Source organism: Myceligenerans indicum, from assembly GCF_016742955.1.
Lineage (GTDB): Bacteria > Actinomycetota > Actinomycetes > Actinomycetales > Cellulomonadaceae > Myceligenerans > Myceligenerans indicum.
Genome location: NZ_JABBYC010000005.1, coordinates 59,315 through 72,353, shown reverse-complemented (window position 1 = coordinate 72,353; position 13,039 = coordinate 59,315). Strand labels below are relative to the sequence as shown.

Here is a 13,039-nt window from a genome sequence, read left to right as displayed (position 1 = left end):
TACGTCGGGACACCGCTCTGTGACCGCTCGGCGGTCATGGGTGTTTCACGCTCGTCGCCGGCCGGAGTTGGCTGCTGCTGCCGGCGGCGAGCTCACCGAGTCCCGATGAACCATCGGGCACGGCATGAGGTGGGTCGGATCCGGCTCCGGGGCTTCCCGGACGCCGAGAGCGACCTCGACCGCCCATCTGCCCATCTCTTCATGGGGCAGGGCGATGGTCGTGAGGGGAGGATCGACCTCCCCGGCGACCAGCTGTTGGTCGTCGTAGCCGACGACGGAGATGTCGCGCGGGATCTCCAGCCCGCGATGGCGCGCGGCGACGTACACACCGGCGGCCATCCTGTCGTTGAAGCAGAAGAATGCCGTGGGCCTGCGATCCGCGGGCAGGTCCAGGAGCCGCTCCGCGGCCCCACGGCCTCCCGCCGCCGAGCCCACCCCGCGCACGTGCCATGCGGGGTCCGGCACGATCCCGGCCTCGTCCAGCACGTCCAGGTATCCCCGGTGTCGCAGTTCCGACGCGACCGGCGGATCCTGCTCCTCGACGTCGACCCAGGCGATGCGCCGGTGGCCGGCCGCGACGAGTTCACGAACGGCGGAACGCCCGCCGGCGAGCTCGTCCGGAACCACTGCGGGATGCCCGCCGGACGCGGGCCGGCAGTCGAGGAACACCGACCGGGGCGGAAGCCCTGCGGGCGGCTCGACGACCCGGTGCCACATGCACGCGTAGATGATCGCGTCGACCTGCTGATCGACGAGCGCCCGGATTGCCTCCTGCTCGACCGCCCGGTCCGCACCGGTGTCCACGAGGAAGAGCAGGTGGGCGTTCTCCCGAGCGGCGTCCTGGGCGCCCGCGAGCATCCGCCCGGCGAACGGCGTCGTCGCGATCTCGTCGGAGACGAGGCCGATGGTCCGCGTGCGCTGCGTACGCAGCCCCCGGGCTATCGGGTTCGGCGTGTAGCCGACGGCGGCCGCCGCCTCCCGCACCCGTTCCCGCGTCTCCTGGGAGATCCGCGTGGCGCGGTCGTTGAGGACGAGCGAGACGGTGCTCGTCGAGACACCGGCTGCTGCGGCGACGTCCGAGATCCGGACCCGTGCCATTCCTAACCCTCCCCACGACGGCGTGGTAAATCGATTGACTGCAGTCTGCACACGTCTCGCCCGGACGTCAAGCCCCCGCCTCGGCAGACGCCCTCATCACTTGGCGCTCGCCCGAGGCGAACCGGCCGCGGCGGGCATGAGCGACAGCACCGACGGATGGACAAACCTTGTGCAATTCAGGACAAACCCTTGTGCTCTGCCTCACAGTTCCTGCACACTTCCCCGTTGAGCGGCCACGACGCACAACGGAGTGCGTCCGCTCACCGACCGGGCGTGCAGACCGCATCGCCCCTGTCCTTCTGGAGGGAACATGACCAGCATCTCCCCAACCGGAATCCGCGCCAGGATCGTGGCGATCGCCGCCGGGCTCGGCCTGGCGATGTCGGGCGCCGTCGCCTCGTCGGCGGCGGCGCAGCCCGCAGACCTCCCGCCCACGGCGTCGCAGCTCGCCGCGGCGAACAGCGCGGTCGCGGGGTCCGGCGTCGACGGCATCGCCTGGTACACCGACAGGACGAGCGGCAAGGTCGTCGTCACCGCGGACTCGACCGTCAGCGCGGCAGACCTGGCCACGATCCGGAAGGAGGCAGGCGTCAACGCGAAGGCGGTCACCGTCGAGCGGACACAGGGCGAGTTCACTCCCCTGCTGTCGGCCGGCGACGCGATCTACGGCGGGGGCTACCGCTGCTCGCTCGGCTTCAACGTCCGCTCGGGCAGCGACTACTACTTCCTCACCGCGGGACACTGCGGCAAGGCCGTGCGCACCTGGTACGCCGACTCCTCACAGTCCACGCTGATCGGCGACACCGTCTCCGCAAGCTTCCCCGGCAACGACTACGCACTCGTGAGCTACGACAACACGTCACTGAGCCACCCCGGCGGCTACACCGCCGCCGACGCCTACGTGGGCGAGCGGGTCACCCGCACCGGCTCCACCACCGGCACGCACAGCGGCACCGTCACGGGCCTGAACGTCACCGTGCGCTACCAGGGTGGCGGCACCGTGCGCGGCCTGATCCAGACCACGGTCTGCGCCGAGCCCGGCGACTCCGGCGGCCCGCTGTACGACGGCAGCAAGGCCATCGGCCTCACCTCCGGCGGAAGCGGTGACTGCCGCACCGGCGGCACCACGTTCTTCCAGCCGGTGACCGAGGCGCTGGACAAGTACGGGGTCGACGTCTACTGACACACAGCCCCCGGCAGGGTGAGCCCCACCCACCGGCGCCCGGGCGAAGCTGACCCGAGCAGTCGAACGGGCCGTGCGGCCGGATTCCCCGGCCGCACGGCCCGTGTGACGTAAACCTGCTCGTGGACCGTGGTTCCGATTGGACCTTTGGCCGGTGCGTCCCGTAATCTTCTGGAGCGCCGGTTCGCGGGAAGCGAGCCGGAATCGTGCGGACGTAGCTCAGTTGGTAGAGCATCACCTTGCCATGGTGAGGGTCGCGAGTTCGAGTCTCGTCGTCCGCTCTGACGTGGGTGAAAGCCCTCGCGGTGGGTTGGCCGAGAGGCGAGGCAGCGGCCTGCAAAGCCGTATACACGGGTTCGAATCCCGTACCCACCTCGCGCGATTGGCGCAGCGGTAGCGCGCTTCCCTGACACGGAAGAGGTCACTGGTTCGATCCCAGTATCGCGCACGAGACGGATGGGCGGAGTGTGTTCGGCGAAACCGAACCACTCCGCCTCGTCATTTCCTGCAGGGGCCAAGCCCCCGCACCCCCAGACGGATGGACGGAGTGTGTTCGGCGAAACCGAACCACTCCGCCTCGTCATTTCCTGCAGGGGCCAAGCCCCCGCACCCCCAGACGGATGGACGAAGCGTGTTCGGCGAAACCGAACCACTCCGCCTCGTCATTCCCTGCAGGGGCCAAGCCCCCGCACCCCCAGACGGCGTGACACCCTCGGTCAACGTGCCCCCGTCCGCTCCTGTTGTCCGGTGGTGGTCCGGCGTACCGTCGGGAACATGTGCCGCAACATCACGACCCTGCGCGGGCTCGAACCGCCCGCCACCGACGACGAGATCACCGCCGCAGCACTCCAGTTCGTCCGCAAGGTGACCGGAGTGACCAAGGTCAGCGACGCGACGCGGGAGCCGGTCGAACAGGCCACCGAGGAGATCGCCGCGATCGTCACGCGCCTGCTCGACGAACTGCCCGCCCGCCGGCAGCCACCCCGCACGGTCCCACCCCTGCGCCGCGCTGAGGTGCAGGAACGCATCGCCGCGCGACAGCGTGCCCGTGAGGAGCACGAGCGGATGCACGAGCTCGGGATCGCCCACCAGCACTGAGCCGTCCCTGTGCCGTCCAGGGCGAAGTCAGGCGGAGCCGCGCCCGCGTGACGCCTGGCCGGGCACGAAGCGCGCGGCAAGCGCCTCGGATCCCCGGGCGAGCAACGTGACGTCGGCACCGACCAGCACGAACGAGGCACCCGCCTCCAGGTACGCGTCCGCGACCGCGGGGTCGAAGGCGTTCACACCGACGGGCTTCCCGGCGGCGCGGACGGCGTCGAACGTCGCATGCACGGCGGCGACGACCTCAGGATGGGTCTGCTCTCCGAGCACACCCATCGACGCCGCGAGATCGCTGGGGCCGACGAAGACGCCGTCGACGCCGTCGACCGCGGCGATCTCCGCGGCCGACGCGACGGCATCGGCGGTCTCCACCTGCACGAACAGCGAGACGTGGTCATCCGCGTCGGCGAGATACCCGCCCACGCGGTTCCACCGCGCGGAGCGGCCGAGCGCCGACCCGACGCCGCGGCGCCCGCGCGGCGGATACCGCACCGCCGCAACCGCGGCCTCCGCGTCCGCGGCGGAGTTCACCATCGGTACCAGCACGTTCTGCGCCCCGAGATCGAGAACCTGCTTGATGATCACCGCGTCACCCACGGGCACGCGCACCACCGGCGTGATCGGGTGGCCCGCCACCGCCTGTAGCTGCGCGAGCACCGACTCGAGCCCGTTCGGGGCATGCTCCATGTCGATGAGGGTCCAGTCCAGGCCGGAGCCCGCACAGATCTCGGCCACCAGCGGGGAACCGGAACACAGCCAGACTCCGGCCAGCGGGCGGCCGGAACCGGTGAGCCTGTCGCGGAAGGTCGGGGTCAGACGAAACGACATGTGACGGTTCCCATCGGTCCGTAGTCGGCCAGCACCTCGTCGCCACGCGAGACCCACAGGGGCCGCGTGAACGAGCCTGCCAGAATGATCTCGCCCGCCTCCAGGCGGGCACCATGGTGGTGGAACTTGTCGGCGAGCCAGGCCACGCCACGCGCTGGATGACCGAGCACGCCCGCTGCGACGCCGGTCTCCTCGATCTCCCCGTTGCGGTACAGGAGCCCGGGTACCCAGCGCAGGTCGACCTCGTCGGGGCGCCTGCGCGTCTCGCCGAGCACCATGGCGCCGTAGGCGGCGTTGTCGCTGATCGTGTCGACGATCGTGCGGCCCTCGAGCTCGATGTGCGAGTTGAGCACCTCGAGTGCCGGCACCACGTGGTCGGTGGCGGCGAGGACGTCCTTGAGCGTGGCGCCGGGCCCCTCCAGGGGCGCGGCCAGCACGAAGGCGAGCTCGACCTCGACGCGCACGTTCGAGAACAGGTCGACCGGGATCTCGGCGCCGCTGGAGTACACCGTGTCGTCGAACATCACGCCGTAGTCGGGCTCACTGATACCCGTGGCCTGCTGCATCGCCCTGGAGGTGAGACCGATCTTGCGGCCGACGAGGCGGCGTCCGGCCGCGAGCATCCGGTCGCGCCAGACACCTTGGATCGCATAGGAGTCCTCGATCGTCGCCTCGGGGTGACGAGCGGTGATCCGTGGGATCACGGCGTGCGTGCGGTCGGCCTCGGCCAGTTCCCCGGCGATGGCGGCGACGACGTCCTTGCTGAGCATCCTGGTTCCTCTCGATCCTCCTCGTGGCCTACGGGCTCAGAGCTGATGGCCGAGCTTGTACTCACCCTGCTTGTACTCCGGCAACGAGTCCGCGGCCTCGTCCTGCCGGGTGTAGGAGAACCCGTCGGCGCCGATCGTGACCGCCATCTCGGAGTCGTCGGTGCGGGCGACCACCGGCTGCGGGTTCCCGTCCAGGTCGAGCACGGTCGACGCCTCCGTGTACCAGCTCGGCACCACGGGGTTGCCCCACCAGTCACGGCGCTGGTTGTCGTGCACGTCCCAGGTGACCACCGGGTTGTCGGGGTCGCCCGTGTAGTAGTCCTGCGTGTAGATCTCCACCCGGTGGCCGTCCGGGTCGCGCAGGTACAGGTAGAACGCGTTCGACACACCGTGGCGGCCCGGGCCGCGCTCGATGCAGTCCGAGCGGCGCAGCGCACCGAGCTTGTCGCAGATCGCCAGGATGTTGTGCTTCTCGTGCGTGGCGAACGCGACGTGGTGCATACGAGGTCCGTCGCCGCCGGTCATCGCCGTGTCGTGCACGGTCGGCTTGCGACGCATCCAGGCGGCGTAGACGGTGCCCTCGTCGTCCTGGATGTCCTCCGTGACACGGAAGCCGAGCGACTGCATGAAGTTCACGGCGCGCGGCACGTCCGGGGTGACCTGGTTGAAGTGGTCGAGACGCACGAGCGTTCCCGGGCCGTACAGGTCGTAGCGCCACGCGAGCCGCTCGACGTGCTCGACGTCGTGGAAGAACTCCTGCGGGAAGCCCAGCGGGTCTGTGACACGCACCGAGTCCCCCACGCCCCGGGTCCAGCCCTCGGCCCGGCGCTCCACGCGGCAGCCGAGCTCCGTGTAGAACGCGACCGCCTTGTCGAGATCCTCCGGTGTGCGGACCCGGTAGCTGAACGCCGCGACCGCGGCCACGGGCCCCTGGCGCAGCACCAGGTTGTGGTGGATGAACTCCTCCATGGACCGCAGACAGACGGTGTTCTCGTCCTCCTCGGTCACCACCAGCCCCAGCACGTCCACGTAGAACTGCCGGGACGCCGCCAGATCGGTGACCACGAGCTCCATGTACGCGCAGCGCACGATGTCGGGCGCGGGCGCCTGCGGTGTCGGGACGGGGTTGTCGCTGTGGATCGGGGCTTCCTGCGAGACCAGGAAGCCGGAGGAGGTGCGGGTCTTGTCGATGCTCATGATGCGTCCTCGCATGTATGGGAGTCGATGGGCTGCCGGCCGTCAGTGGCCGGGGCCGTCCGCCCTGCCGAAGGTGGGACTGTGGACCGCGCCGAGCGTGATGTGTACGGCCTGCTGGTCGGTGTAGAAGTCGATCGAGCGGTAGCCGCCCTCGTGACCCAGGCCGGACGCCTTGACGCCGCCGAACGGGGTACGCAGGTCCCGCACGTTGTTGGAGTTGAGCCAGACCATCCCGGCCTCCACGGCCTGCGAGAAGTTGTGCGCCCGCTTGAGGTCGTTCGTCCAGACGTAGGCGGCCAGGCCGTACCTGACGCCGTTGGCGAGCTCGAGCGCCTCGGCCTCGGTGTCGAACGGCGTGATCGCGACGACGGGGCCGAAGATCTCCTCCTGGAAGATCCGGGCCTCGGGCTTCACGTCGGCGAACACCGTGGGGGCCACGAAGTTGCCTTCCGCAAGGCCCTCGGGGCGGCCGCCTCCGGCGACGAGCCGCCCCTCGGTGCGGCCCAGCTCGATGTAGCTCATCACCTTCTCGAAGTGCTCGGGGTGCACCAGCGCGCCCACCTCGGTGGCGGGGTCGTGCGGGTGGCCGACGCGGACCCGCTTCGCCTGCGCGGCGTAGCGCTCGACGAACTCGTCGTAGACGGCGCGCTCGACGAGGATGCGTGAACCGGCGGTGCAGCGCTCGCCGTTGAGGGAGAAGACGCCGAAGATCGTCGCGTCGATCGCTGCGTCCAGGTCGGCGTCGGCGAAGACGACGGCCGGGGACTTGCCCCCGAGCTCCATCGACAGGCCCTTGAGGTACGGGGCCGCGTTCGCGAAGATGATCTGCCCGGTCCGGCTCTCGCCGGTGAACGAGATCAGGGGGACGTCCGGGTGCCTGACCAGCGCGTCGCCCGCTTCCTCACCGAGGCCGTTGACGAGATTGAACACGCCGCGCGGCAGCCCCGCCTCCTCGAAGATCCCGGCCCACAGGGACGCCGAGAGCGGGGTGAACTCGGCCGGCTTGAGGACGACGGTGTTGCCGGTGGCGATCGCGGGCGCGAGCTTCCACGACTCCAGCATGAACGGCGTGTTCCACGGAGTGATCAGGCCGGCGACGCCGATCGGCTTGCGGTTGACGTAGTTGAGCTGCCGCCCGGGCACCTTGTAGGTGTCGTCGGACTGGGCGACGATCAGGTCCGCGAAGAACCGGAAGTTCTCGGCCGCGCGGCGCGCCTGGCCGAGGGCCTGCGTGATCGGCAGGCCGGAGTCGAACGACTCCAGCTCGGCGAGCCGTGCGTCACGCGACTCGACGATGTCGGCGATCCGGTGCAGCACGCGCGAACGTTCACGCGGAAGCATCCTGGGCCACGGGCCGTCGGCGAAGGCCCGGCGTGCGGCAGCGACGGCGGCATCGACGTCGGCCCGGCGGCCCGCGGCCGCCCGCAGGTAGGTCTCGTTGGAGACAGGGTCCAGCACGTCGAACGTGGCGCCGTCGACGGAGTCGGTGAACACGCCGCCGATGTAGTGCTGGATGCGCTCGGGAAGGTCGGCGGGGACGTGCCTCTGCGTCGCGAGCTCGGCTGCGTCGGTCATCAGGTTCTCCTCGGTGCGGTTCAGAGTGCGGAAAGGCCGGGCGTCTCGTCGGGGTGCTCGTGGATCAGGTAGGCGTCGAGGGTCGCCGACCGGTGCCGGCGGGCGGCCTCCTCGATCTCGCCGAGCGGCGCGCCGCTCTCTATGAGCCGGACGATGTGCTCGTGCTCCTGCACGGACTGCCGCGCCCGGCCCGGGACGAAGCTGAAGGTGGACTCGCGCAGGTGCGCGAGCCGAGCCCACTCCGACTCGACCAGTTCCAGCACGCGGGCGTTGGTGCACTTCTGGTAGAGCGCGGCGTGGAACTCCTGGTTGAGCCGCGTGAACGCGCTCGGGTCGAAGTCGGACAGCGACTCGATCATGCGCGCGTTGACCTCGCGGGCGTGCCGGAGGTCCGCGGCGGTGAGCCGGCGGGCCGCGAGGGCCGTCGCCGCGCTCTCGAGGATCGACAGAGCCTGCATGCTGGCGCGGTACCGGGTGTCGTCGACCATCGACACCTGGGCGCCGACGTTGCGCTCGAAGGTCACCAGCCCCTCGGCCTCGAGCTGGCGGATCGCCTCACGGACGGGCACGACACTCATGTCGAGCTCCTTGGCGATGCTGCGCAGGACGAGCCGGTAGCCGGGGGTGAAGTCCTGGCCGGCGATCCGCTCCTTGATCCAGTGGTACGCGCGCTGCGACTTGCTCATGTCCGGCGGCGCCGAGGTCAGCTCTTCGTACGCCACGCGAGGTACCTCGCCTTCCACTCGGCGTTCATGGGGAAGAGACCGTCGACCGGATGCCCCGCCTCGACCTGTTCGGCGATCCAGGCGTCCTCGGCCTCCTGTGCCAGTGCGGCATCGGCGATCTCGTCGGCGAGGCCCGGCGGGATCACGACCACGCCGTCGCCGTCCCCGACGATGATGTCGCCGGGCTGAACGGTGGTGCCGCCGCACGCGACGGTGAGGTCGGCGTCCCACGGCACGTGCTTGCGGCCGAGAACGGCGGGGTGAGGGCCGGCGGAGTAGACCGGGATGCCGACCGCGGCGACGGCGGCGTGGTCGCGGACACCGCCGTCGGTCACGATGCCGGCCGCGCCGCGTGCGTGGGCACGGATCGCGAGGATGTCGCCGAGCGTCCCGGACCCGGTCTCGCCCCGCGCCTCGATCACGAGGACCTCGCCCTCCCCGACGTCGTCGAACGCGCGCTTCTGGGCGTTGTAGCCGCCGCCGTGGCTCGCGAACAGATCCTCCCGGTTCGGCACGAAGCGCAGCGTACGGGCCCGCCCCACGACCTTCGCCTCGGTGTGCATCGCCCGGACACCGTCGATCGTGACGTTGTCGATCCCCCGTTTGCGCAGCTGCTGCGACAGGCCCGCGACGGGCGCCTCCTCGAGCTTGGCCCGCAGCGCCGGGGACAGGTCCTCGCGGCCGGCCGGCGCGAGACCCGCGGCCTCACGCGAGCCCCAGGCCTCTGCCCGCTGCACGTCGTCCGCCGCCGGAAGGGAGCCCAGTGCCTCGTCGAAGCCCCTGTCCCCCTGCGTGACGGTCGTGACCAGCCGGCCCGACGTCGGCAGGCCTGCCACGTCCGGAGCGTCGACCTCCACCTCGACGACGTCTCCAGGGACGACGACGGAGGAGCCCGCGGGTGTCCCGGCAAGGATGACGTCGCCTGCCTCCAGCGTGAGGTGCTGCGCCAGGTCCGCGACGATCTGGGAGAGCGGGAAGATGAGCCCGGCCGTGGTGTCGTCCTGGACCAGCTCTCCGTTCACCCAGGTGCGCACGCGAAGGGCGGCGGGGTCGAGAGAACTCGCCTCGACGAGCGACGGGCCCAGCGGGGTGTAGCCGTCGCGCCCCTTCGCGCGGAGGTTCGAGCCGCGGTCGCCCGCGCGCAGGTCGTAGAGGCCGAAGTCGTTGGCCGCGCTCACCCAGCCGACGTGCGCCCACGCGTCCTCACACGCCACGTTCCGGGCCGTGGTCCCGATGACCAGCGCGATCTCGCCCTCGAAGGCGAGCAGTTCGGTTCCCGCCGGACGCTCGACGCTGCTGCCCGACGCGGCGAGCGAGCTCGACGGCTTGAGGAAGTACGACGGGTGTGCCGGCCGGCGGCCGCGTTGTTCCGCGCGCGACGCGTAGCTGAGATGCACCGCGATGATCTTGCCCGGACGGCCGGGCAGGACGGCGAAGCGCGGATCGACGGCGTCCGCCTGACGTGGGTCGGTGGTCATGAGCCCCCTCGCTCTCCAACGATATTTCATATCGTATATCATCGCGACGACGACGGGAAATCACCCAGGGGATCGACGAGAGGGCGGCCCGGGCCCGCGTGTCCGGGTGTCCGGGTGTCCGGGTGTCCGGGTGTCCGGGTGTCCGGGTGTCCGGGTGTCCGGGAGCGTCGTACGGACCGCTCCCGGACACCGCGTCAGGCGTCCGGACCCGGAGGAGTCGGAGCCGTGTCGCCGCCCGGATCCGGCGGGGTCGGAGAGCTCTGGTCGCCCGGATCCTCCGGCGGCGTCGGCGGCTCGGGCGTCACGCAGGCCAGCGCGTTGTCGGCCCCGTACGTGGTGGTGTAGGACCGGTCGATGACCACCTTGCCGTCGTCCACCCGCTCGACCTTGCGGCCGACGGTGATCGTGAAGCCCGGCTGGCCGCCCGGGTAGGCGATGCATCCTGGATCCGTGCTGCGCACCACGCTGCGCGGCACGATGTTGCGCTTCGCGCCCTCGATCCACGTGTTCTCGTAGTACTTCGTGCTCCAGATCCGCACGTGCAGCTGGTTGTCGGCCACCCACGACTGCAGCACGGCGCCGTACGGCGTGTTGTTCTTGACCCGCATGTCCTTGCTGCCGACGGCGATCGTCGCCTCACGCCCCGCGGGATAGCGCTCGAACCAGTACGAGTGCGTGTGATGTTCCACGTCCTCGAACCCCGCGATCATCGCCGCGTTGTAGGTGGTCGTGGCCATCTGCGACAGCCCGCCCCCGACACCGTCGATGTGGTGGCCGCCGATGATCATCCCCGACTTCACGTACCCGTTGGCCAGGCTGATCGGGGACAACGCCGACACCAGCGAGTACGTCTCTCCGGGGCGGATGAGGTCCCCGGTGATCATCTGAGCACCCCGGACCAGGTTCTTGGTGCGCACGTAGTCGCTGGTCAGCGGGGTGGAGAACTCCGCGACGACCTCGTCGATGCCCATCGCCCGCAGCGCCTGCGTCGAGTTCTCGGGAGTCTGCCGCACAACCTCGAGCGCCGCCGCGCGGTCGTCCCCGAGAGCCGCGGTCCGGATCGCGGCGCGCAGAGGCTCGTCGGCGAGAGTGGTGCCGAGATCGCCCCCGACCACCTCAGGCGTGCCGGACTCGAACCCGAACTGGGCGCCCTCGGCCGAGCTGAGGAGGTCGTCGGTCCGCTCGACGATCGCCTGGCGCAGCGTCGCTCCGTCGAACCGGGGGACCAGCTCGCCGTCGTCCGCCACGAAGCTCACCGCCGACGCCAGCACCTCGGGCGGGAGCTGCGCCTGCTGGCCGCCGACACTCACCTCGACGGGACCGGAGACGATCTTCTCCGCCCGTGCGAGCGCGGCATCAGTCTCCTCCTGCGTGATCTGGGGTGAGACCGGGAGCGTCGGCAGTTCCACCGGCCCGTCCACGACCAGCCAGGCGGAGGTGATCACCCGCCCGGCCGCTGCGGCGTCGAGCTGCGCCCCGTCGCGGGCCGGGGTCGCGGCCGGCCGGTCGTCGGTGAACTCGATCGCGCCGTCGACCGGAGCGATCGCCGTCGCTTCCTCCAGGCCGTCGAGGGCGGTCGCGAACGCCTCGGCGTTCACGTGGACCACCGGGCCCGCGGGCCCGGCACCGAACAGATGGCGCCACATGCGCACGGGACTCAGGCTGAAACCGGTGAGCGACTCCGCGGTGGCGGGCGCGTCCACCGAGAGCCCGGCCGCAACGGGGTCGAGCGTCGTCGCCGCCTCTCCGGCGACCAGTTCCACCGGCTCGGCCGCCGGTCCCGCGAACGCACCGGCAAGCGTCTCGGCCGCCTCGGCCGTGTGCTGCCCGCCGACATCGACTCCGGCGACCGTGGTCCCACCCGGCACGACGTCGGCCTGCGCGGCAGCCAGGCCCGCGTACACGGTCAGCAGGCCGACGACACCGGCCGCCGTCCCGATCACCACCCGGCGGTTCCGCGTCGCGGCCTCGGCGGCCCGCCCACCATCCGCCCCGCCACCGGTCCACCAGGAGCGCAGGTCACGGACGGTCCGTTCGACGGCAGCCCGGGCGGTCCCGTAGGGATTCCGCGCCGAGGATGCGGGCCGGACGGGCATCGGGAAGGGCGGAACGGGCTCGGAGATCTCGGGCTCCGCGGACACCGCTCCGCCGGGGCCCTGCGACGTGGACGCGGGGCTCGCCGCGGCGGCGTCCTCCGTCGCGGCCTCCACCAGCGAGAGGGCAACCATCTGCATATCGACGGGCGCGCGGGTGTTCCCGTCGCCCGTGTCCGCCGCCGCGGGCCGCTCGGCGTCCTCCGGCGGCAGTGCCGGAGCACCGCCGCCGTGCGGGGTTCCGGGCGCCTCGTCCGGCGCGCCTTCGGGCGCCTCACCGACATTGTCCGCCGCTTCGGCCGGGGTGTCACCGGCAGCTTCGGCCGGTCCGTCGTCGGCCGCTTCGTCGTCGGCCCCTTCGTCGTCGGCCGGTCCGTCGTCGGCCGGTCCGTCGGCAGCCGATTCGGCAACTGGTCCGTTATCGGACGGTTCGGCAACCGGTCCGTCGTCGGCCGCTTCGTCGTCAGCCGTTCCGGCAGGAACGTCGACGCCCGCTTCAGCGTGCCCGTCGCCGGCCGGTCCGGCGGCCCCGTCACCAGCCGCGTCGGCAGAGGCGGCTGGTGCGCCGGCGGCGTCCGTGGTGTCGCCGCCCGAGGCATCGTCGCCCGAGGCGTCGTCGCCGGGCGCGGACTCGCCCGCGGCGTCGTCACCGGTGGCATCATCCCCCGCGGCGGCTCGGGTCCCGTCGCTCGCCGGGCCGTCCCCCAGGCCGTCGGAGGCGTCCGCGACGGCTGCGGCGTCGTCCGCCTCGCCCCGTCCCGCCGCGTCCCCGCGGGAACCGCCGTCCCGCTCACCGTCGTCGGCCGCGTCGGGTTCCCGCTTGCCGGTTCCCGGATCGTCCCCACCGGGAGGTTCGGCCCGAGCCGTCTCGTCCGGTCTCTCCGGGGCCGGTGACGCGGGCTCCCGCTCCGTCGACGTCGTCGGGTCAAGCGTCCTGCGACGCTCCGAGGGTCGGTCCATCGATCGATCTCCGCTGTTCAACTGGGGAAGA

At 71.2% G+C, this 13,039-nt stretch carries 10 protein-coding genes and 3 tRNA genes; 5 read left to right on the top strand and 8 right to left on the bottom strand.

Annotated features, from left to right (window positions below; all coding sequences use genetic code 11):
• Positions 1 to 45 precede the first annotated feature (45 nt).
• Positions 46 to 1,098 carry a LacI family DNA-binding transcriptional regulator gene (locus tag HGK34_RS05280; RefSeq protein ID WP_201845527.1) on the bottom strand — a complete coding sequence of 351 codons (1,053 nt, stop codon included), beginning with the start codon at positions 1,096 to 1,098 and terminating at the stop codon, positions 46 to 48.
• 310 nt (positions 1,099 to 1,408) lie between these two features.
• Here HGK34_RS05280 and HGK34_RS05275 point away from each other — a divergent pair, with 310 nt between their 5' ends.
• From HGK34_RS05275 to HGK34_RS05255, 5 genes are all read left to right on the top strand, one after another.
• Positions 1,409 to 2,281 carry a S1 family peptidase gene (locus HGK34_RS05275; RefSeq protein WP_201845526.1) on the top strand — a complete coding sequence of 291 codons (873 nt, stop codon included), beginning with the start codon at positions 1,409 to 1,411 and terminating at the stop codon, positions 2,279 to 2,281.
• Between the two features lie 208 nt (positions 2,282 to 2,489).
• Positions 2,490 to 2,562, top strand: a tRNA-Gly gene (locus HGK34_RS05270).
• Positions 2,563 to 2,585: 23 nt separating this feature from the next.
• Positions 2,586 to 2,656 (top strand) — tRNA-Cys (locus HGK34_RS05265).
• A gap of 1 nt (position 2,657) precedes the next feature.
• A tRNA-Val gene (locus HGK34_RS05260) sits at positions 2,658 to 2,729 on the top strand.
• A 326-nt stretch (positions 2,730 to 3,055) separates the two neighbouring features.
• Positions 3,056 to 3,379, top strand: a complete 324-nt coding sequence (locus HGK34_RS05255) for a DUF2277 domain-containing protein (protein ID WP_201845525.1) — start codon at positions 3,056 to 3,058, stop codon at positions 3,377 to 3,379.
• A 27-nt stretch (positions 3,380 to 3,406) separates the two neighbouring features.
• Here HGK34_RS05255 and HGK34_RS05250 read toward each other — a convergent pair whose 3' ends face one another.
• The 7 genes from HGK34_RS05250 to HGK34_RS05220 all read right to left on the bottom strand — a co-directional run bounded on the left by HGK34_RS05250 (position 3,407) and on the right by HGK34_RS05220 (position 13,008).
• Positions 3,407 to 4,210, bottom strand: coding sequence for an HpcH/HpaI aldolase family protein (locus HGK34_RS05250; protein WP_201845524.1), 804 nt, complete (start codon positions 4,208 to 4,210; stop codon positions 3,407 to 3,409).
• The gene (locus tag HGK34_RS05245; protein WP_201845523.1) at positions 4,195 to 4,980 is read right to left on the bottom strand and encodes a fumarylacetoacetate hydrolase family protein; all 786 of its coding nucleotides are present in this window, start codon (positions 4,978 to 4,980) and stop codon (positions 4,195 to 4,197) included. The genes HGK34_RS05250 and HGK34_RS05245 overlap by 16 nt, the downstream gene beginning before the upstream one ends.
• Positions 4,981 to 5,016: 36 nt before the next feature.
• Positions 5,017 to 6,177 carry a 3,4-dihydroxyphenylacetate 2,3-dioxygenase gene (hpaD, locus tag HGK34_RS05240; protein WP_201845522.1) on the bottom strand — a complete coding sequence of 387 codons (1,161 nt, stop codon included), beginning with the start codon at positions 6,175 to 6,177 and terminating at the stop codon, positions 5,017 to 5,019.
• Positions 6,178 to 6,219: 42 nt separating this feature from the next.
• Positions 6,220 to 7,752 carry a 5-carboxymethyl-2-hydroxymuconate semialdehyde dehydrogenase gene (gene hpaE / locus HGK34_RS05235; RefSeq protein ID WP_201845521.1) on the bottom strand — a complete coding sequence of 511 codons (1,533 nt, stop codon included), beginning with the start codon at positions 7,750 to 7,752 and terminating at the stop codon, positions 6,220 to 6,222.
• Between the two features lie 20 nt (positions 7,753 to 7,772).
• The gene (locus tag HGK34_RS05230; protein WP_201845613.1) at positions 7,773 to 8,438 is read right to left on the bottom strand and encodes a GntR family transcriptional regulator; all 666 of its coding nucleotides are present in this window, start codon (positions 8,436 to 8,438) and stop codon (positions 7,773 to 7,775) included.
• Positions 8,439 to 8,455: 17 nt separating this feature from the next.
• Positions 8,456 to 9,955 carry a fumarylacetoacetate hydrolase family protein gene (locus HGK34_RS05225; protein WP_201845520.1) on the bottom strand — a complete coding sequence of 500 codons (1,500 nt, stop codon included), beginning with the start codon at positions 9,953 to 9,955 and terminating at the stop codon, positions 8,456 to 8,458.
• Between the two features lie 194 nt (positions 9,956 to 10,149).
• Positions 10,150 to 13,008 carry a VanW family protein gene (locus HGK34_RS05220; protein ID WP_201845519.1) on the bottom strand — a complete coding sequence of 953 codons (2,859 nt, stop codon included), beginning with the start codon at positions 13,006 to 13,008 and terminating at the stop codon, positions 10,150 to 10,152.
• Between the last annotated feature and the right edge of the window lie 31 nt (positions 13,009 to 13,039).